We start from the raw sequence: 19,258 nt of genomic DNA, 5'->3' as shown, positions 1-19,258 counted from the left end.
GCCCGGCAGCAGCCAGCCGGGCGGGCACCGCCAGAAGCGGACGTGGTGCCGTTTGCCCGGGGTGCCGTCGACTTCCTGCTGGTAGGCAAAATCCTGCTGGCGGCCGAACAGGAACAGCGGACTGACCGGGGCCTCGAGATAGCTGCGGCGCAGGAGGGTGGAGGAGACGATCCGCCGGCTGCTGGCCAGGGTCACGTCATCGGCCCTTGTCCAGCCCGCGGACCGCATCACGCCATGGATCTGCGGTTCCGATCCCAGCAGGGCTATGTTCACGGGATCACCCAGCAGCCCGTCGCTGGTGCGCGCCCGGCCGATGAAGTAGTCCGGAACGTAGAGCCGGGTCAGGATCCGGTGCAGACGGGGAAGCACCAGATAGGCGAGCAGGGCCCAGAAGATGAAGAGGAACCAGACCTGCGCCCAGCCCCATTCGAAGCTCAACTGCACCAGCAGCACGGTCAGCCACACAGCCGCAACGCCGCCCACCACGAAGAACACGCTGTCCAGCACGGAGTACGGCACCGCTTCGGCGGGAGCTGTGACCTCAACCGCTGCCTTGGTCATGGCCGCCATACTACGCCCGCTATCGACGGAGGGCTGGCTCGAAAGATGAATCTTCTGGCCCCAAGGTGGAGCGCGGCCGGATGTGACCTGCCTGTGACAGCCGCCGTGGATAGGGTGACAGCATGGAACCACTACTGAAAGTTTTGCGGCATTGGGGCGCCCCCGCGGCGGCCGTTCTCTTCTTCACGCTGTGGTGCGTGGCCGAGGCCGGGCGGATGGGCCCGGGCCTCCACACCTGGGAGGGGACGTGGCCGCTGATCCTCATGACGGCAGCGATTGCCTGCGCCGCCTGGAAGCCCTACGCGTCGCTCGGATTCACGGCAGGGCTGCTCGCGGGCCAACTGGGGTACGCCATTCCCGCGATGCACGCCAACCACTGGGCCATCTACCTCGGGGCGTTCGTGTCCCTGGCCTTCATCCAATGGACGGCCCGGCGAAGGACACGCTTCATCGCCGCGGCCGCCAACGTGGTGTTCGCCGGCGCCATGGCCTTCCTGATGCTGTCCTGGCGCTACGGCAACGGCGTCGGCTGGTTCCTTCCGCTGTACATGGGCGACCGGTGGACCTTTCAAGCCTACGGCTGGCAACTCTTTTCGCTGCTGCTGGTGATCGCGGCAGCCTGCGCCGCCGTCGGACTTCTGCTGGCGATGTACCAGGAACGCGGCAGCCTGTTCCAGGCCAGGACCATCGCCCAGACCAGCCTCAGGGAAGCCGAAGTGGACCTGATCGTGGAGCAGGAACGGACCCGGATCGGCCGGGACCTGCACGACGTCCTGGCCCACTCACTCGCCGTGATCGCGGCGCAGGCGGATGGCACCCGCTACCTGAGCAAGGACCAGCCGAGGTCAGTGCTAAACGCCCTGGAGAACATCGCGACGTCGGCCCGGAGCGCCCTGGTGGACGCGCAGCGCGTCATCGAGGGGGTGCACGACGACGGCATGGTCACGCCCCAGCCCCGGCTCAGCGACGTCGGGCCCCTCGTGGCGCGCATGCAGGGCAGCCTCGAGATCGAACAAAGCGAGTCCGGCACGCCCGCCGAGCTCTCCGCCGGGCAGCAGCTCGCCGTATTCCGGATCATCCAGGAATGCCTGACCAACGCCCTGAAACACGGCGGCCGCGGCACCGCGGTGCGGCTGCACCTGGACTGGAGCGGCCCGGGGCTGACCCTGCACGCGGCCTCCGGGATCCCGGAGACCACCGGCAGGGACAGCCCGGACCCCGCCGCCGAAACGCGGGTGGGCCGCGGCCTCGCCGGGATGCGGGAACGCGCCCACCTCGCAGGAGGCTGGATGACGTCCGGCCCGGATGGCGAGCAGTACCGGGTGACCGTCTTTATCCCCTACGGCACAAGGACGTCCGAGGCCGACGCTGCCGCCGCCAGCGCGGAGCCGGACCTGGTTCCCGCGGGAAGCCCTGCAGCGCGCCCGGGAATGCCGCTGGCCGAAGCCGGCGACCGTGGCTGATGCCGGGGCGGCCATTACCGTGGCGATTGTCGATGACCAGGCCCTGTTCCGGGCGGGAATCCGGATGCTGGTGGAGAGCCAACCCGACATGGCGATGGCCTGGGAAGCCGGCGACGGCGCGCAGGCGGCGGCATTCGCCGTCGAACGGTGCCCCGACGTGATGCTCATGGACCTGCGCATGCCGGTCCTTGACGGCGTCGGCGCCACACGGCGGATCGTGCGGCAGGCGGAGGCCGCAGGCACCGGCGCGCCGAAGATCATCGCCCTGACGACGTTCAACCGGGACCAGGCGGTGGTTGACGCCGTGCACGCCGGGGCCAGCGGCTACCTGCTCAAGAGCGCCGAACCGGAGTTCCTGCTCGCCGCGATCCGGACGGTGTACTCCGGGTACTCCGTGATTGCGCCGGGATCAGTGCAGGATTTGTTCCAGCATGCCGCCCGGACCGTGCCGGCCGGGGGACCGGACCTGTCCGCGCTGGAGGTGCTGTCTGCCCGGGAACGGGACGTCTTCCTACTCGCGGCCAAGGGGCTGGCCAACGGTGAGATCGCCGGAAGCCTGTTCGTATCCGAGGCGACGGTCAAGACACACCTCAGGAGCGTGCTGGGCAAGCTGGGCCTCGGGACCCGGCTCCAGCTGGTGGCCTTCGCCTATGAACGCCGGCTGCTCGGCTGAAACCCGCTGCTGGGCTGAAACGCGGCTGGGCTGAAACCCGGCTGGGCCCTCGGCTGAGACTCGCCGAGGGCCGCTGGCGCGGCGACTTGCGCCGCCGGATTCCTCACCGCCGCAGCGTCAGAAGCTCACCGTCTGGGTCAGGTATCCGTAGTACTGCCCCGAGATCGGGTGGATGGGATCGCCGCCGAAGCCGTAGTCGTGGTGCCGCTTCGAGTACGACTTTGTCAGGTCCAGGTACTGCTCCATGACGTGCTCGGCTGAACCCGTGCAGGCCTTCTGGCTGATGCAGAGGGCCACGGACCCTGCCACGGCCGGGCTGGCGAAGCTGGTGCCGTTGCTTACGTTGTAGCCGCCGGGCCAGGTGGAGAGCATGCACACGCCGGGGCCGGCGACCGTGTGGGCCTTGTCGTCACTAGTGGTGGCGAAGTTGGAGAAGAACGCCGGCTGGTCATCCTTTTGCCCGTACTTCGAAAAGTCGTCGGGGCCGCAGATCGGGGCGGCATCCCCGCCGGACTTTCCGTCGAAATCGCCCATCGCGGTGGCGGTCAGTACTTGGTCGTACGTGGCCGGCACGGTGTTGGCGAAGTCCTCACCGGCGTTGCCGGCCGCGACGGCATAGGTGACACCGGCCCGGACCGAGCGGCAGATGGCGTAGTGCATTGGGTCCGTGCCCTTGCCGCAGTTGGGTGTGTCCGCGGCGCCGCCGGCGATGCTGATGTTGGCCACGGCGATGTCGTTGCTGTCGTCATGGTCCTTGCGCGTCGAGGTCACCCAGTCAATCGCGCAGATCAGGCTTTCCTCGGAGATCAGGCCGGCGTCGTCAACCACACGGACAGACCAGAGCGGAGTGCCCGGGGCGGTCCCGATGACGCCCAGGCGGTTGTTCCGGGCGCCGATTACGCCCGCGACGAATGTTCCGTGCCCCAGGACGTCAACGGGGGTCACATCGACGGGGGAGCCGGACTGGCAGTCAACGCCGCCCTTGACGTTCAGGTCCGGGTGGGTCGCATCGATGCCGCTGTCGATCACTGCGACGTTGACGTTGATCCGGCTTGGCCCCCGGTCGAGGGCCTTCCGGACGTCTGAGCTGGTTCCGGCGATCCGCTTGCGCCACAACGGCGTCTCCTGGGTGGCCGCGGTTCCAAGATCCCGCGGTTGCTGGAAGGTCCGGCCCGCCGTGACGAAGTCGACGTTGGGGTCGGCCTGGACGCGTTGCGCCTGGGCCGCCGTCAGGTTGGCAGAGTAACCGTTCACAGCGTTGCGGTAGACCTTCGATGCCGTGAATCCGTAGGCGCTTTGCTGGGCGGCTGCCGCCGCTCCGGCGTCCACGACCCCGTCCTTGAGCACCACGATGTAGTTTTGTGCCGGGTTGACGGCGTTCGAAGGGGCTGCCGCCACCAGGCCGCCGCCAGCCGCCAGGGCAAAGGCCGCCAGCGAGGCCAGCCCGCGCCCGAACCAAAATGTGTCCGGTCTGGGAAGGGAGCTGCGCCGGTGTCTGCGCGGGGTCCGCGCCACCGATGTTAGCTTCGGTTTTGATGCCTTGCGGCTGGCTTGGCTGAACATCGTGGCCTCCCATTAAGCGAGTTCGCTAATTCGAGTGCCCCCCGCCCATATCTTAAGCCTCCGACCGCGTCTTACACCCGGGCCCTTTGGAAAAACTTGAGCCGGCCCCGGCAGCCTGCTCAAACGAGGCTGTCTTCCTTTGCGCGTGCGGATGCGTTTTCCGGTGCCCGGCCGGCCGCGTGGGCCGACGTCGCCGCTTGGGCCGATGTCGCGGCGTGGGCCGCACCGGTGTGGCGGCCGAACGGGTTGAACCGGCTGAAACCCAGTTCGGCAAAGGCATACGCGGTCTCGGCGTGCTCGGACCGGTCGACTCCGGCGAGTTCGTCCTCGCGGCTGACCCGGAAACCCAGCGTCTTGTGGATGGCAAGTCCGATCACCGCGGTCCCGAGGCCGGAAACGGCCACCGTGATGAGGACGGCTACGGCCTGCGCGATGACCTGGTGGAGCCCGCCGCCGTAGAACAGCCCGCCGCCGGCACCGTCCACCGGGAGCGCAATCAAACCGAGGGCGAGCGTGCCGATCAGGCCGCCGCCGAGGTGGACGCCGACGACGTCGAGCGAGTCATCGAAGCCAAACTTGAATTTCAGGTCCACGAACACGGCGCAGGCCGCACCGGCCACGAACCCAAGGCCCAGCGCGGCGAGCGGGCTGATGTTGGCGCACGACGGCGTGATCGCCACCAGGCCGGCGACGGCGCCGGACGCCGCGCCCAAGGAGGTGTGGTGTCCGTGGCGGACCTTCTCCGTCACCAGCCAGCTGATCATGGCTGCGGCAGGGGCGGCCAGGGTGTTCACCCAGATCAGGCCGGCCTGCTCCACGGTGGTGGCGGCGCCGGCGTTGAAACCGAACCAGCCGAACCACAGGATGCCCGCGCCGAGCATGATGAAGGGGATGTTGTGGGGGCGGTGGCCGGGGTCCTTGCCGAAGCCGTGCCGGTTGCCCAGGATCAGGACCAGGACCAGCGCCGCGGTTCCGGACGCGATTTCCACTACGGTGCCGCCGGCGAAGTCGATGACCTGGCCGAAGACGGCACTTACGGCGCCGCCGGCACTCATGAGGCCTCCGCCCCAGACCATGAAGGCCAGGGGACAGTACACAAGGGTGATCCAGATGGGGACGAAGAGGGCCCAGGAGGTGAACTTCGCGCGGTCCGCGATGGCGCCGCTGATGAGGGCCACGGTGAGGATGGCAAAAGTGGCGCTGTAGCCGGCCTTGATCAGGTCCGGCGAACCGATCAGGCTGCTCAGGCCGAAGCTCGCGAACGGGTTGCCGAACACGCCGAGGACACCCTGCCCGGTGCTCATCGAGTAGCCCCAGAGGACCCACACCACGCCGACGATCCCCACCGAGACGAAGCTCATCATCATCATGTTGAGCGAGGCCTTGGCCCGGGTCATCCCGCCGTAAAACAGGCCCAGGGCCGGGGTCATCAGCAGAACCATCGCTGCCGACACAATCATCCAGACGCTTCCAGCAGTGAGCTCCACCGGCGGGTCCCTTCTCGTCAGTCTTCCGTACCGGGACACGTCGCCGCCGGCCCCCCGATCCGGATTTAATCCTCGCGGAGCCATGTTTCCGGCAGTGAGGTGAAAAGTTGCGGGCACGTTACGGGAATCGCGACGGCGTGAAGTTCGCGTGACCGGCATGTTTCAGGAATGTAAACAGGACCGCATGTGGCCGCCGGACGCAGGACGCGCCGGGGGCCACCGGCGCGACGAATTTCCGGTTACGACGTGTGGCCGGAGTGGACGCTGTTGCCGTTGCGGGGGGCCGATGCGTTGGTTATCCGGTAGCGGACCAGCATTCCGGCGCTGATGTGATCGTTGACGTGGCAGTGGAACAGCCACGTGCCGGGGTCGTCAGGGACCATGTCGGCCGTCACCATGGTCGCCGGGAGCAAGCTCACTACATCGGTGCGCATTCCCAGGGCCGTCACGGTGTTGCCGTGCCAGTGAGGGGTGTGCAGGTCCACCTCAGTGCCCATGCCCATAAGGTACCAGCGGACCCGTTCGCCCTTTTTCATGGTCATGGCGTCCAGTGGCAGGTTGCCGAAGACGTAGCCATTGACGGAGTGCATCAAGTTGCTCTCCCCGAACTCTTCATTGCCCGGGTCCACCGAAGCCGGGTCCCCGGCGAACCTGGTGATGTTGCGTTGCAGGTATGGGCTGGCGTTCTCGTCGCTGACCTTGAACTGCACGAAAAATTCGCGGTCCACATCCTCCGGGGTGCCGTCCGTGCGCGCGGCGCTGGCCTTCGTTATGACCATGGGACCAACCAGGCCGGCGTAGTCATCGCCAACTTCATCCGTGTGCGAGTGGTACATCCACATTACGGAACTGCCGTCCATCGGGCCGGGGCCGGCACGGTCCGGAACTTTGTAGCTATAGGTGTAAACGGTCCCCGGGGCGACAGCGTCGTCCCGGTGATCTGCCGGGCTGGTCCCGTCGTTGTACGGGGCACCTTCGCTGCCCTTGTCATAGAAGACGCCGTGGGTATGCACGGAGACGGGGCGGTCCAGGTTGTTTTTGAAGACCACCTTGATCGTGTCTCCGACGACGGCGCGGATGACCGGCCCCAGCATGCCTAGATGCCGATCGGCAGCGGTCCGGGGCTTGAGCGTCCTGAATGAGGAATTGGTGTACTCCCGGTACAGGGACTTGATGTAGGTGCTGCCGATGCGTTGCGGTCCCTGCTGAGTGAAGACGGCGGCGGTTTCGTCGAACGGCTCACCCGTGATCTGGTCACTGCCGGTCGGCGCGTAGTTCCAGTCGACCTCATCCGCGCCGATGAAGTACGTGCGCGTCTGCGGCACGTAGTTCCCCTTGGCCGGCGCCGTCGCGGTGGCTGATCCGGAGATGATGATAATTGGGGCCAAGACCGCGACCATCCCCACAACCATGATGAGTACGATCCATCGCGGCCAGTAGAACGGTGCCATCCGGGCTTGCTGAGGCGTCATGGCGTGTTCGCCCATGATGCTGTCCCCTTTCAAATCCGGCCCGCCGGATGACACGGCCTGACGGAACGGTAACAGGGGGATCTTTGACCAACCTTGGGTCTGCATTCCAGAACCTGTGATTTAGAACGCCGGCCTGTCCAGCGGAATCTCAAGGCAGCGGCCGGAGGCGTTCCAGTAGCCCAGCGTGCCCAACTGACCGCTCAGCCGCTGCATCCGGGCGGCAATGCCGGGTGCCGATTCGCGGGCCAGGCGCGCCTGGAATCCGGCGATGATCGTGGGATACAGCCGAAGCGTTCGGGGTGCGCCGGCGTCGGTGTCGAGCATGAACACGAACGACTGGTCATTGCGCTCGACCGGGTCCACAGCGTAGTCGTCAATGAAGTCCCCGGCGCTGAAGATGATCGGACGGTTCCGGTGGATGCCGACGCCGCGAAATATGTGCGGCGAGTGGCCGAACACGACGTCGGCCCCGGCCTCGATGAGGTCCCGGGCAAGGTCCTGGTGCCCGGCCGGGACGTCGTGGCCCCAGTTGCCGCCCCAATGGGCTGACACGATGAGGACCTGGACGCGGGCCTTGGTCCTGGCGACCAGTTCCAGCAGTCCGTCCCGCCGGCCGTCCCGCCGGCCGCCCTCATCAACGGAAACATCCTCCACCGGGACGTAGTAGACCCCGGGAGCCGCGGTGCCCGCCTCCCAGCCGGGCTCGTTGTCCGTGAAGGCAATGAATCCGACGGCGACGGCGCCCACGCGCCACGCGGACGGGCGGCGGGCGGACTCCAGGTCGGGGCCGGCCCCGGCATGGAGGATGCCGCAGCCGTCCAGCGCCGGCAGCATCTCCCCGAACGCGTCCTGGCCGAAATCCAGGACGTGGTTGTTGGCGAGCGAGACGACGTCGATCCCGGCTGCGAGGAGGCTGGCCACATTCTTCGGGTCCGAGCGGAAATGGAAGATCTTGCCGGGCTCGGGCTCGCCGCCGGCCGCCAGGACACACTCGAGGTTGGCGACGCGGACATCGGCCTGCTCCAGGACCGCCAGCGTGTCGCCCCACGGATAGGCAGGCCCGGCCGCTGCCAGGTGCCGGTTCACCAGCCGGCCCAGCATGACGTCTCCCAGCAGCGCGATCAGCATGGACTGCCTGCCCGCCTGCCTGCCTGTCAGGTCAGGGCCGGGGGCTAGCTTTGGTAGCCTTCGACCTCGCTGACCGGCCGCACTTCCGCCTCGTCAGGATTCTCGCCATAGTCTCTTTTCGCGCGCCGCTGGCGGAGCAGGTCCCAGCACTGATCCAGCTGTTCTTCCACCTGCTGCAGCCGGAGGATGTCCGGGCTTCCGGTCCCGCCAGACTGGGTTGAGCCTTCGCGGAGGCCGTGTTCCTCCTCCACGAGGTCCTTGATGCGCTCCAGGATGTCTTGGTTGTCCACGGTGTCCTCTTTTCGTCCGACGGCGGCGGCCCGCCTTCTCTTCGCAGGGTCCACTTCCAGCAGGTCCCCTTCCAGCCTACGGAGGGGAGGGTGCGGTGAACAGGGGCGCCCGGGCCCGGGGCCGGACGGCGCTGTCCGGCGTCTGCGGCCTAGCCAAGGAGTTCGTCCGGGTAGCACCAGCGCCAGTCCTCGCCCGGCTCGGCGCTGCGCATGACGGGGTGGCCGCTGAGCTGGAAGTGTTTGTACGCGTGGGTTCCCGGCGATGAATCGCAGCAGGCCACGTTGCCGCACTGCAGGCACATCCGCAGATGCACCGTCGTCGTCCCCTCCCGTTCGCACGCCTCACAGAAGGGACCAGACGGGACGGTGAGATCCGGGGCGGACTCCAGGTGCGGACAAACGCCGCGGGGCCGGGCGATTCCCTCGCCGCCGCTGCCGCCGTCCGGTTCTTCCAGTGCGGCGTCCAGCATGGACTCTTCGACGTCGAGGCGGTCAAGGACGTTGACCAGGACCTCGTGCGCGTATCCGCCGCCGCGCCGCAGCTCGAGGACCTTGGTGCGCTCGGCGTCCAGCATCGCCAGCCGGAGTTGGGCGTACCGCTGGCTGGGGGTGGCGGCTTCGGCGGCCGGCCGGCCCAGCCGCTCCCATGCGGCCAGCCCGCGCTCCTGGGTGCGCCGTTTCAGCATCGCCACGACTTCGGGGGGATCGGCGTCCGAACGCAGTTCCTGGAGCCGCTGCACGCCCGCCGCCGTCGCCATCTGCATCAGCGACGCCTCGTTGAGCGCGTCCTCGCGCGGGTCCGGTCCCTTCACGTGCAGCAGCCGGACCAGGGCCGGGAGCGTGAAACCCTGCAGGGTCAGCGTGCCGGCCACCACCACGAGGGCCATCAGGATCAGGACCGACCGGTGCTCCAGCTCCGCCGGCAGGACCAGGACGGCGGCCAGCGTCACCACGCCGCGCATGCCGGCCCAGGAGACAATCGCCGCAAACTGCCAGGGCGGCGCGGGATCCTTGCGCCGGACCACGGGAATGAGCCGCGGCAGGTATGTTGCGGGGAAGACCCAGACCGGACGCAGGACCAGCACGGCCAGCAGCACGGCGGCACAGCCGAACCAGATCCGTTCCGGCCCCAGCGAGTCATCCCGGACGCCCTCGATGATGGTCCGGACCTGCAGCCCGATCAGGAGGAAAACGGAGTTCTCCAGCAGGAACTGGACCGTGTGCCAATTGCTGCGCTGGCTCAGCCGGGCCGCCCCGTTTGGCATGGACGGCGCCTTGGTCCCCATGATCAGGCCGGTGACGACGACGGCCAGGACGCCGGAGGCGTGGATCGCTTCCGCCGGGAGGTAGGCCACAAGCGGGGCGATCAGGGACGTGGAAGTGTTGATGGCCACGTTGCGGATCCGCTTGCGGAGCGCGGTGAGCACGAAGGCCGCGGCAACGCCCACCGCCACGCCCCCGCCGGCCGCCAGGACGAAGCCGCCGGCAATCTCCGCGGCGGAGACAGCTCCGGCGATCGCGGCGATGGCAGCACGCAGGCAGACCAGCGCCGTGGCGTCGTTGACCAGCGATTCGCCCTCCAGGATGGTGACAACCCTGCGGGGCATGCCCACCTTTCGCGCAATCGCCGTCGCAGCCACGGCGTCCGGGGGCGCGACGACGGCGCCCAGGGCCATGGCGGCCGCCAGCGGGATCTCGGGAAACAGCCAGGCGACCACCAGCCCGATGCTGACGGTGCCGAAAATGACGTAGCCGACCGACAACAGGCCGATGGAGCGGCGGTTGGAACGGAAATCGAACAGCGAGGTCTGCAGCGCCGCCGCATAGAGCAACGGCGGCAACAGCCCGACCAGAACGATTTCGGGGTTCAGCTCGATGGTCGGAACGAACGGCAGGAACGAGCACACCACGCCGGCCAGCACCAGCAGCAGGGGGACGGAGATGTTGATCCTTTGGCCCAGTGCGCTGCAGGCACAGACGATGGCGACGAGGGCCAGCAGCCCGAAAGCGACTTCCATGGGCCCATTCTCTCAGCTTCCCGTCCTGTGCCGGCGGGGTCCCTGCAATGCATCATCAGCTTGCTTACGACTTGGCGGCTTTCTAGAGTTAGGTCTGCAAACCAAGTGGGACACTGCGCTGGCGCCGGCACTGAACGAATTTTGCCCGGCCCGCGCCCGGCACGAGGAGGACACATGTCAGAGCACAATCTTTCCGGCAAGAAAGTCGCGTTCCTGCTGACGGACGGTGTGGAGCAAGTGGAGCTGACCAGCCCGTGGGATGCCGTCAAGGAAGCCGGCGGCGTGCCAACCCTGGTCTCGCCGAAGAGCGGAGAGCTGCAGGGCTATGACGGCACCGAAAAGGGGCAGCGGTTCGCCGTCGACCTCGCCGTGGGGCGGGCCGACGCCGCCGATTTCCACGCCCTGGTCATCCCCGGCGGCGTGGTCAACGCCGATCACCTCAGAGTCGACAAGGAGGCCCAGGCGTTCACGCGTGCCTTCTTCGAGCAGCACAAGCCCGTCGCCGCCATCTGCCACGGCCCGTGGCTGCTCATCGACGCCGGCGTGGTCAGCGGCAGGAACCTGACCTCCTACCACACGCTGCAGACGGACCTGAAGAATGCCGGCGCGATCTGGACTGACGAGGAGGTCGTGGTGGACCAGGGCCTGGTGACCAGCCGCAGCCCGCGTGACCTTCCGGCCTTCAACGCCAAACTCCTTGAGGAAATCGCCGAAGGCGAGCACGCAGGCCAGACGCCGTAGCCGCAATCCCGCCGCAGCGTCCGACGGCGGCACCGGCCGCCGCCGGACGCTCTCGGCCGGCCGTTCACCTGCTTAGTCCCGGGCTGCCCGGTTCCGCGGCCGGACACCTACCCACGCTGTTGGTTTTGCGGCAGGATATGCCCTGTACCGTGCACCGTCGTCGTTGCCGCCCGGCCGGCGCCCCCAACAGCAAGGAGTTTCGGACATGACTACGCTCAATCCCTACCTCGGCTTCCGCGACAACGCGAAAGATGCCATGACCTTCTACCAGTCGGTGTTCGGCGGGGAACTGACCATGAGTACCTTCGCCGAATACCACGCCAGCGAAGACCCGGCGGAGCAGGAGAAAATCATGCATGCCCAGCTCAGGACGGACGCCGGCATGGTGCTGATGGGCGCGGACACGCCCAACAGCATGGACTACACCGCGGGCAACAACTTTTCCGTGTCCCTGAGCGGATCCAACGAAGCTGAGCTCCGCGGCTACTTCGACAAGCTGGCCGATGGCGGCACAGTCGCCATGCCGCTGGAGAAGGCACCCTGGGGCGACGTCTTCGGCATGTGCAAGGACAGGTTTGGCGTGGACTGGCTGGTGAACGTCGGCTCCGAGCCCGCCTAAATCGGGCCCTCGGCCGCGCCGGCAGTAAGGGCTATCCTGAATGCAGCCAGGACAGTGCAAGCGCGAGTCCATCCCCTGGCCAAGGGAGCCATGCAATGACCGAGAAGCTGCACCTCAGCCCGGAAGATGACTTCCCGGACGATCTCAGCAAGTTGCCGGACAAGGATCTTCAGGTCCTCGACAGCCAAGTCGAGCGCCAACTGGACTATGAGTACGTGGTGGAGGGCGAGCCGAATCCGGAGACGGAGTTCCGGCACTATGACCTCGATGAGGAGTTCGAGGAGCGGGACAAGCGGGACAACTGATCCGCCGGATCATCCTGAAGGGCCGGCTGCCCCGCACGGCGTCAGGGTTCTAGCCAGCAGGCTTACTAGACTGGGCTGACCACCCGGCGACGAAACGAGCCCTTCATGACCCCGGCAGTTGCCACGCGGTCCCTCCTGTACCCGTGCTCCCCGCCGCGGTCGTTCACAGCATGACCGGTCCGGTCCGCCTGGAGATTTCAGCCGCGGGCCACGCCGGCCACGTCTTCGCCTCGCGCGAAATGGCCGGCGGGTCCGCGCCCGCCGTCGTGCTCATCCACGGAATCGGCGCGTCACACCGCTACCTGCGCCGGCTGCACCGGCTCCTGGCCGGGTCGATGGAGACCTACTCCATCGACCTGCCGGGATTCGGCGCCACACCCAAGCCCGCGTACCAGCTGTCCATTGCCGACCACGCCCGTTACATCCTCGGCGCCATGGAACAGCTGGGCGTTGCGGAAATAGTGCTGGTGGGGCACTCAATGGGAACACAGATGGCCCTGGAGGCGGCCCTTCAGCAGCCGGAACAGATCTCGAATGTGGTGCTGATGGGTCCCGTGGTGGACCCCAGGCACGGATCCGTGGCACAGATGGCCCTGGCGCTGGGCCGTGACTGCCTGTTCTACGAGAGCCCCTCCTCGAACGCCTTGGTTTTCACCGACTACCTGCGTTGCGGTCCCTCCTGGTACTTGAAGACCCTGCAGGTCATGAAGGAGTACCCCATGGAACAGAAGATCGCCGGCGTCAGCGCACCGGTCCTCGTGGTGCGCGGCGCCAACGACCCCATCGCGGATGCAGACTGGTGCCGCCGGCTGGCCGGGCTCGCCAGCCGCGGGCGGCTGCTGGAAGTGCAGGGAACCGGTCACGTCGTCCAGCACAACCGGGCACTCGAAGTGCGGGACGGCATTCTGGCGTTCACGGGCCTTGGCGCGGCGGCGGGCGAGCCGCTGCCCGGAAGCCCGGCCTGACCGCACTGGCTGCCCGGGGCCGGGGTTAGACGTCGAAGTGGGTCCGGGTGGGGCCCTGCCCGAGTGACTCAACCACGCCGGCCGCGACGGCGTGGAGCTTGATGTTCCGGGCGCTCGAGGCCGACTTCAGGAGCTCGAACGCCTCGTCCTGGCTGCAGCGGTTCTGCGCCATGATGATGCCGACGGCGACGTCGATCACGGTCCGCGTCTCCAGGGTGGCCTTGAGGTTGGCGGCTGTATCGCTGCTGTGCGCGAACCGGACGGCGAGGCGCAGGGCCATGGAGGTCTGGTGGACGAAGTCACGGGCCAGCTCCGTGGCGCGGTGATCGAACCGGCCCGGCCGGTGCGAATAGAGGTTCAGGGCGGCCCGGGTCTCGCCTTCCAGCAGGAACGGCAGCGCCAGGATCGACCGGAAGCCGTGCCCCCGCACCGCCGCGGCGTACTCCGGCCAACGGCCATCGAGTTCAAGGTCCTCAACGTGGACGGTTACCTGTTCCCGGGAAGCCGTCATGCAAGGGCCGTCACCGAAGGTGTACTGGATTTCGTCCATGGCCTGCGCGGCGGGGCTGCTGCTCGCGACGGTGGCCGCCTTCTTTTCCCGAAGGAGCGTGATGCCGCACAGGATCTCGTCCCCTGGCTCGGACAGGCTGCGCGCGGATACGCGGGCCAGCTCCCAGAGGAAATCCTCGACGTCGGAGCTGCTGAGCACCAGTTCATGCAGCTGCTGGTTTATTGAATTTGCGGTTGACTCGCTGACCACTTATCTGTTGTGCCGTTTCACTCAGGTCAAGACGACCCGGCTGTGCTTCCCACCGCGGCAAGGGGCGGATACGGCAGCGGCCGGATCGAAGAACAATCCAACGGCTCGCTGCAAAACCGTACCGGGAGAGTATATACATCCGGGAAACGCAGGTTCCACACGGGCTCCGGACCCGACGGCTCCTGAACCGTTCGTCCCGGGCATAAGCTGTGCCTTAGGCGAAATGTCGCGAACGGATTCCGTATGCCAGAGCTGGACGTCAAGGACTCACCCTCCGCCCCGCTGGCGATCGCCCGCGCCGCGGGCCGGCCCGTTGCCGCCGTGTTGGACGAGCTGGGCTCGGGCGGGAACGGACTGACGGGTGCCGAAGCGGGCAGGCGCCTGACGGAAATAGGGCCGAATGCGGTGCGGACCCACATGGCCAGCGGGTGGTCGGTGCTGGGCCGGCAGCTGGCCAGCCCCATCCTGCTCCTCCTGCTCATCACCGCCGGGCTTTCACTGTTTCTCGGGGACGCCACGAACGCGATCGTCATCGGCGTGATCCTGTTGGTCAGCGTCGGGCTGGGGTTCAGCAACGAATACCGGGCCGAACGCGCTGCGGAGGCCTTGCATTCCCGCGTCACGCACCGCGCCGTCGTCGTCCGCGACGGAAGTCCGGGCGAAATCGACGTCACCGCGCTGGTGCCCGGCGACGTCGTCCACCTGGGGATCGGCGCGATCATTCCGGCGGACATGCGGGTGCTGACGGCCAAAGATCTCCTGTGTGATGAAAGCATCCTGACCGGGGAATCGCTGCCGGTCGCCAAGGATCCTGCGCCCGTGCCGCAGGATGCCCCGCTGGCGGACCTGACCAGCTGCGTCTTCATGGGGACCGTGCTCCAGTCCGGCAGCTGCACGGCGGTGGTGGTCGCCACCGGAGGCCGGGCGGAATTCGGCCGGATTGCACTGGGCCTGGGCGAACGGCAGCCGCAGACCGAGTTCCAGCTGGGCCTCAAACGGTTCTCCTTCCTGCTGCTGCAGGTGGCCATCGGACTGAGCTCGCTCATCTTCGTCGCAAACCTGCTGCTGCACCGGCCCGTGATCGAATCCCTGCTGTTCTCCCTGGCGATCGCGGTCGGCATCACTCCGCAGCTGCTGCCCGCGGTGGTCAGCACCAGCCTGGCCACGGGCACCCGGCAACTGGCCCGGCGCAAGGTCCTGGTGAAACGCCTGGTCTGCATCGAGGACCTGGGCGACATGGACATCCTGGTCACGGATAAGACCGGGACGCTGACCGAGGGCCGGATCAGCTTCACCGCCGCGCTGCCCGTCGGCGCGGGCATCGAGCCCGCTGAGCTGCTCACGCTCGGACTGCTGGCGACAGAGGCCGAATACGCCGAGGCGAGGCTCTCTACGGTTGGCCTGAACCCCTTGGATGCCGCACTCTGGGAATCACCCGACGCGGCGGGCTTCCGGCCGGAGCGCTACGAACGGCTGGACGTCATAGACTTCGACCACCAGCGCCGCCGGACCAGCGTGCTGGTGCGCGAAGCGAACGGACCTGCCCGCATCATCACAAAAGGCTCGCCGGAAGATGTCCTGGCCCTCTGCGTGGGCACGCCGGCGGACGTGCAGGCGATGCTGGACAAGCAGTTCGACGCCGGATCCCGGGTGGTGGCTGTCGGAACGCGACCCGCGGGCGGCCTGGAGGACCTGACGCCGCCCGACGAGAAGGATCTGGTCCTTGCCGGTTTCCTCATCTTCCTGGACCGGCCCAAAGCCAATGCACGGGCCTCCCTTGACCAGCTCGAAGCGCTCGGCATTACGGTCAAGATCGCCACCGGCGACAACGCCAGGGTCGCCGAAAAGGTCTGTGACGAACTCGGCGTGCTCTCCGGCGGGACGCTCAGCGGCGCTGCCGTGGAGGCCATGTCCGATCCGGAGCTGGCCGCCGCCGCACGGGAGGCGAGCATCTTCGCCCGCGTGTCGCCGGAACAGAAGGCTCGGATCATCCGGCTGCTGCGGCTAAGCGGCGGCGCCGTCGGGTTCATGGGCGACGGCGTCAACGACGCCCTTGCACTGCATGCCGCGGACATCGGCATCTCGGTCGACAGCGCCACCGACGTCGCCAAGGACGCCGCCGACGTCGTGCTGCTCGACAAAGACCTGGGGGTGTTGGCCGAGGGCGTCATGGAAGGCCGGCGGATCTTCGCCAACACCATCAAGTACGTTCTCATGGGCACGTCCAGCAACTTCGGCAACATGTTCAGCGCGGCCACGGCCTCCGTGGTGTTGAGTTTCCTGCCGATGCTGCCGGGCCAGATTCTGCTCAACAACCTGCTCTACGATGCCGGCCAGCTGGCCATTCCGGGCGACCGGGTGGACAAGGAACAGCTGGTGGCCCCATCGCACTGGGACATCGGCTTCATCCGGCGTTTCATGTTCCTGTTTGGCCCCATCAGCTCCATCTTCGACTTCGCGACCTTCGCCCTCATGCTTTTCGTCTTCGACGCGGTTCCGGGCGAATTCCGGGCCGGCTGGTTCATCGAGTCCATCGTGACGCAGACGCTGATCATCTTCGTCATCAGGACCCGGCGCGTGCCCTTCTTCCGGAGCAGGCCGTCGCTGGGCCTGGTCGGGGCCTCCCTGGGCGTGGTGGCCCTCGGGGTATACCTGCCGTTCTCGCCCCTGGCCGGCGTGCTGGGCTTCGATCCGCTGCCTGTGCCGTTCTTCCTCGCCTTGCTCGGGATGGCAGTGGTGTACCTGGTGCTGGTGGAAATAGCGAAAGTCTGGTTCTACTCCCGGGCCGCCCAGCAGCCTGTCTCACGCGGGCCGGCGGCGCTCCGGCACCGCGGCCAGACCCACCGCATTGCCCGCCGGGCCGCCCGCTTCAGCATCCCGGCGGCCAGGCCGCTGCTCGTCCACCGTGGGCCGGGCTGGCGCCGTCGACGCAAACTCGGGCACAAAGGCCCTCACAGGGTTTCGGGCGCGGGCGGATAGTTGGAGGCAGCGGCCACCTGGTCCTGTTCGGGTTAGGGGAACCCGTAGGAGCGCACCAGTTTCAGCAGCACACGACTGATGGCCGATGGCCCACGCTTCGACTTGAAAGCCATAGCCCATGAGCATCTTTGAAGACAGGGTCGACGCCGGCAGGCAGCTCGGCAGGCGTCTGGCGGAATTGCGTGGCCAGGACATTGTGGTCCTGGGCCTGCCGCGCGGCGGCGTGCCCGTGGCCTTCGAAGTCGCCGCCGCCCTGGATGCTCCCCTGGACGTGATTGTGGTGCGGAAACTTGGGCTTCCCTACCAGCCCGAGCTCGCCATGGGGGCAATCGGTGAAGGCGGCGCCAAAGTCCTGGACGAGGAGGTCCTGGCCCATGCGCGGGTCAGCGGTGAGGAACTCCAGGCTGTCGAAGAACGCGAACGCGGCGTGCTGGAAAACCGGGTGGTCCTGTTCAGGAAGGGCCGGACCCGGCACGACCTGACCGGACGCATCGCGGTGATCGTCGACGACGGGATCGCCACCGGCTCCACCGCCCGCGTGGCCTGCCGGGTCGTCCGCAAACAGGGTGCGGCCCGCGTGATCCTGGCCGTTCCGGTTGCCCCCGCCGAGACCCTCGCCGACCTGACGGAACCGGACGAGGTGGTCTGCCTGGCGACGCCGCGCCAGTTCACCGCCGTCGGATACCACTACCGGGACTTCTCGCCGACTGACGACGACGAGGTGCTGCGCCTGCTCGATCTTGCGGCCAAACGCGTCGAGGCCGCACCGCCGCCTTTCTGGACCTCGACGGCGACCCGCGCCGACAACGCCGCCGACGTCGACGAGGAAGTGGAGATCCCGTCCCGCGGGGTGCGGCTCCAGGCCCAGCTGCACCTTCCGGTGCCGGCCAGCGCCGTGGTGCTGTTCGCCCATGGCAGCGGCAGCAGCCGCCACAGCCCCCGGAACCGGTACGTGGCCGGCGTCCTGCAGCAGGCCGGTCTCGGCACGCTGCTGCTGGACCTGCTGACGCCGGCGGAGGAGCGCCACCGCGCCAACGTCTTTGACATCGAACTCCTGGCCCGCAGGCTGTCCTCGGCCACGGACTGGCTTTCCACCCGGGCGGACACGGCCTCCTGCGCTCTGGGGTACTTCGGTGCGAGCACGGGAGCCGGGGCTGCGCTGTGGGCGGCGTCGGAGCCGTCGGCGCGGATCGCGGCTGTCGTGTCCCGCGGCGGCCGCCCCGACCTCGCCGGCCCGCGGTTGTCCGCCGTCAAGGCGCCCACGCTCCTGATTGTGGGGAGCCTGGACCACGAGGTCCTGGAACTGAACCGCCGGGCGAAGGCGATGATGCGCAGTCCCAGCCAGCTCGCCGTCGTGCAGGGGGCAACGCACTTGTTTGAAGAACCGGGCACGCTCGCGGCGGCGGCCATCCTGGCGCGGGACTGGTTTATCGACTACCTGCTGCCGCCGAACGGTGCCGGCGCGCGGGCCGCGGGCGTCTGAGGGGGCGCGGGTGTCTGAGGGGACCAGAACCGGGGAAGGCCGGGACAACGAAGTCCGCGGACCCTAGCTCCGGCGGCCCTCTGCCCTGGACCGGATCCCCAGGAGCATCCGCCGTTCCATCAGGAACTGCACCGGTTCCAGCAGTGCACGCAGGGCCAGACCCTCCGCCAGGGGCGAAAAGTCGTAGCGGGTGCGGGACAGCAGCCTGGTGGCCTGGGGCCCGGCAGGTCGCAACACGAACGTCCAGCCGACGTCCAGCCGGCGCCCGGTGGGACGGACCCCTGCCGGCGACATCCTCCCCGTGCGCAGATCGATGGTTCCGCCCAGCCCCAGCGCCGCCCCGGACTGGATGAGCCGGACCGGAAGGCCGCCGTCGGGTGACAGCGGAACGACGTCGCCAACTTTCAGGCGCTGCAGCTCCGGGAGAATCCGGTCCGCACTCCGGATGCCCAGACCCGCGCCGCGTTCGAGCCAGTCGTAGGAGTAGAAGCCGCCCCGCCCGGCGCCCATCTGGACAAGCCACGGCCAGACCTCTGCCACGGGGGCCGCAATAGTGATCGCGCGGGTGCTTTGCATGCGCGGGGCGGGCACGATCTCGTCCCCGGCGAGCGGGCCGGCGGCCTCCTGGGTGGTGGCCCCCCAGCGCAGGAGCCGCGGCCGGACAGCCAGGACGTAGGCTGCGCCCGCCGATGCCGCGGCCAGCGCCGCGAGCGGTCCGCGCAACCGGCCGGGGACGTGCTGACCGCTCACG

General features: G+C 67.9%; 17 protein-coding genes. 8 read left to right on the top strand and 9 right to left on the bottom strand.

Annotated features, from left to right (window positions below; translation table 11 throughout):
* A partial coding sequence (locus tag AC1D1S_RS04950; protein WP_476993867.1) for an LssY C-terminal domain-containing protein occupies positions 1 to 561 on the bottom strand: 561 nt, incomplete at its 3' end.
* Between the two features lie 122 nt (positions 562 to 683).
* On the opposite strand from AC1D1S_RS04950, the gene AC1D1S_RS04945 reads away from it, so the two are divergent.
* Complete coding sequence (locus AC1D1S_RS04945) at positions 684 to 2,024, top strand: sensor histidine kinase (protein ID WP_476993866.1); 1,341 nt, start codon at positions 684 to 686, stop codon at positions 2,022 to 2,024.
* Complete coding sequence (locus AC1D1S_RS04940; RefSeq protein ID WP_243181691.1) at positions 2,017 to 2,697, top strand: response regulator; 681 nt, start codon at positions 2,017 to 2,019, stop codon at positions 2,695 to 2,697. Before AC1D1S_RS04945 ends, AC1D1S_RS04940 begins: the two co-directional genes overlap by 8 nt.
* A 117-nt stretch (positions 2,698 to 2,814) precedes the next feature.
* Here AC1D1S_RS04940 and AC1D1S_RS04935 read toward each other — a convergent pair whose 3' ends face one another.
* The 6 genes from AC1D1S_RS04935 to AC1D1S_RS04910 all read right to left on the bottom strand — a co-directional run bounded on the left by AC1D1S_RS04935 (position 2,815) and on the right by AC1D1S_RS04910 (position 10,655).
* Positions 2,815 to 4,095 (bottom strand): S8 family peptidase, encoded by a 1,281-nt coding sequence (locus AC1D1S_RS04935; protein WP_476942843.1) that lies wholly within the window; start codon positions 4,093 to 4,095, stop codon positions 2,815 to 2,817.
* Between the two features lie 284 nt (positions 4,096 to 4,379).
* The gene (locus AC1D1S_RS04930; RefSeq protein ID WP_476993865.1) at positions 4,380 to 5,747 is read right to left on the bottom strand and encodes an ammonium transporter; all 1,368 of its coding nucleotides are present in this window, start codon (positions 5,745 to 5,747) and stop codon (positions 4,380 to 4,382) included.
* A gap of 239 nt (positions 5,748 to 5,986) precedes the next feature.
* The gene (locus AC1D1S_RS04925; RefSeq protein WP_476993864.1) at positions 5,987 to 7,234 is read right to left on the bottom strand and encodes a multicopper oxidase domain-containing protein; all 1,248 of its coding nucleotides are present in this window, start codon (positions 7,232 to 7,234) and stop codon (positions 5,987 to 5,989) included.
* Positions 7,235 to 7,339: 105 nt separating this feature from the next.
* Complete coding sequence (locus AC1D1S_RS04920) at positions 7,340 to 8,347, bottom strand: CapA family protein (protein ID WP_476993863.1); 1,008 nt, start codon at positions 8,345 to 8,347, stop codon at positions 7,340 to 7,342.
* Positions 8,348 to 8,391: 44 nt separating this feature from the next.
* Entirely contained in the window at positions 8,392 to 8,637 is a 246-nt protein-coding gene (locus AC1D1S_RS04915; protein WP_243181696.1) for a DUF2630 family protein, read from the bottom strand.
* 149 nt (positions 8,638 to 8,786) lie between these two features.
* Positions 8,787 to 10,655 carry a Na+/H+ antiporter gene (locus AC1D1S_RS04910; protein WP_476993862.1) on the bottom strand — a complete coding sequence of 623 codons (1,869 nt, stop codon included), beginning with the start codon at positions 10,653 to 10,655 and terminating at the stop codon, positions 8,787 to 8,789.
* Positions 10,656 to 10,829: 174 nt separating this feature from the next.
* Between AC1D1S_RS04910 and AC1D1S_RS04905 the strand changes: the two genes are divergently transcribed.
* From AC1D1S_RS04905 to AC1D1S_RS04890, 4 genes are all read left to right on the top strand, one after another.
* The gene (locus AC1D1S_RS04905) at positions 10,830 to 11,396 is read left to right on the top strand and encodes a type 1 glutamine amidotransferase domain-containing protein (RefSeq protein WP_243181698.1); all 567 of its coding nucleotides are present in this window, start codon (positions 10,830 to 10,832) and stop codon (positions 11,394 to 11,396) included.
* A gap of 205 nt (positions 11,397 to 11,601) precedes the next feature.
* Positions 11,602 to 12,015 carry a VOC family protein gene (locus tag AC1D1S_RS04900; RefSeq protein WP_028276112.1) on the top strand — a complete coding sequence of 138 codons (414 nt, stop codon included), beginning with the start codon at positions 11,602 to 11,604 and terminating at the stop codon, positions 12,013 to 12,015.
* Positions 12,016 to 12,110: 95 nt separating this feature from the next.
* A complete protein-coding gene (locus AC1D1S_RS04895) occupies positions 12,111 to 12,320 on the top strand; it encodes a hypothetical protein (protein ID WP_243181699.1) in 210 nt (69 codons plus the stop codon).
* 170 nt (positions 12,321 to 12,490) lie between these two features.
* Entirely contained in the window at positions 12,491 to 13,285 is a 795-nt protein-coding gene (locus AC1D1S_RS04890; protein ID WP_243181700.1) for an alpha/beta fold hydrolase, read from the top strand.
* Between the two features lie 25 nt (positions 13,286 to 13,310).
* Here AC1D1S_RS04890 and AC1D1S_RS04885 read toward each other — a convergent pair whose 3' ends face one another.
* Complete coding sequence (locus AC1D1S_RS04885) at positions 13,311 to 14,045, bottom strand: GAF and ANTAR domain-containing protein (protein ID WP_028276114.1); 735 nt, start codon at positions 14,043 to 14,045, stop codon at positions 13,311 to 13,313.
* Positions 14,046 to 14,288: 243 nt separating this feature from the next.
* Here AC1D1S_RS04885 and mgtA point away from each other — a divergent pair, with 243 nt between their 5' ends.
* Together mgtA and AC1D1S_RS04875 are read left to right on the top strand one after the other, a co-directional pair.
* The gene (gene mgtA, locus AC1D1S_RS04880) at positions 14,289 to 17,024 is read left to right on the top strand and encodes a magnesium-translocating P-type ATPase (RefSeq protein WP_476944945.1); all 2,736 of its coding nucleotides are present in this window, start codon (positions 14,289 to 14,291) and stop codon (positions 17,022 to 17,024) included.
* 118 nt (positions 17,025 to 17,142) lie between these two features.
* Positions 17,143 to 18,507 carry a phosphoribosyltransferase family protein gene (locus tag AC1D1S_RS04875; protein ID WP_476993861.1) on the top strand — a complete coding sequence of 455 codons (1,365 nt, stop codon included), beginning with the start codon at positions 17,143 to 17,145 and terminating at the stop codon, positions 18,505 to 18,507.
* A gap of 63 nt (positions 18,508 to 18,570) precedes the next feature.
* Here AC1D1S_RS04875 and AC1D1S_RS04870 read toward each other — a convergent pair whose 3' ends face one another.
* Positions 18,571 to 19,257: an SRPBCC family protein gene (locus AC1D1S_RS04870; RefSeq protein WP_253906714.1), complete on the bottom strand. Its 687-nt coding sequence runs from the start codon at positions 19,255 to 19,257 to the stop codon at positions 18,571 to 18,573.
* Position 19,258 lies beyond the last annotated feature (1 nt).

Source organism: Arthrobacter sp. P1_A5, from assembly GCF_056406825.1.
The sequence above is the reverse complement of the archived record's forward strand: the minus strand, read 5'-3'. Positions and strand labels throughout refer to the sequence as shown.

Excerpts from the sequence above, each read along its gene's own strand:
- AC1D1S_RS04945 (WP_476993866.1), top strand. The coding sequence starts at position 684 with ATGGAACCACTACTGAAAGTTTTGCGGCATTGGGGCGCCCCCGCGGCG.
- AC1D1S_RS04925 (WP_476993864.1), bottom strand. The coding sequence starts at position 7,234 with ATGGGCGAACACGCCATGACGCCTCAGCAAGCCCGGATGGCACCGTTC.
- AC1D1S_RS04920 (WP_476993863.1), bottom strand. The coding sequence starts at position 8,347 with ATGCTGATCGCGCTGCTGGGAGACGTCATGCTGGGCCGGCTGGTGAAC.
- AC1D1S_RS04910 (WP_476993862.1), bottom strand. The coding sequence starts at position 10,655 with ATGGAAGTCGCTTTCGGGCTGCTGGCCCTCGTCGCCATCGTCTGTGCC.
- AC1D1S_RS04905 (WP_243181698.1), top strand. The coding sequence starts at position 10,830 with ATGTCAGAGCACAATCTTTCCGGCAAGAAAGTCGCGTTCCTGCTGACG.
- AC1D1S_RS04900 (WP_028276112.1), top strand. The coding sequence starts at position 11,602 with ATGACTACGCTCAATCCCTACCTCGGCTTCCGCGACAACGCGAAAGAT.
- AC1D1S_RS04895 (WP_243181699.1), top strand. The coding sequence starts at position 12,111 with ATGACCGAGAAGCTGCACCTCAGCCCGGAAGATGACTTCCCGGACGAT.
- AC1D1S_RS04890 (WP_243181700.1), top strand. The coding sequence starts at position 12,491 with ATGACCGGTCCGGTCCGCCTGGAGATTTCAGCCGCGGGCCACGCCGGC.
- mgtA (WP_476944945.1), top strand. The coding sequence starts at position 14,289 with ATGCCAGAGCTGGACGTCAAGGACTCACCCTCCGCCCCGCTGGCGATC.
- AC1D1S_RS04875 (WP_476993861.1), top strand. The coding sequence starts at position 17,143 with ATGAGCATCTTTGAAGACAGGGTCGACGCCGGCAGGCAGCTCGGCAGG.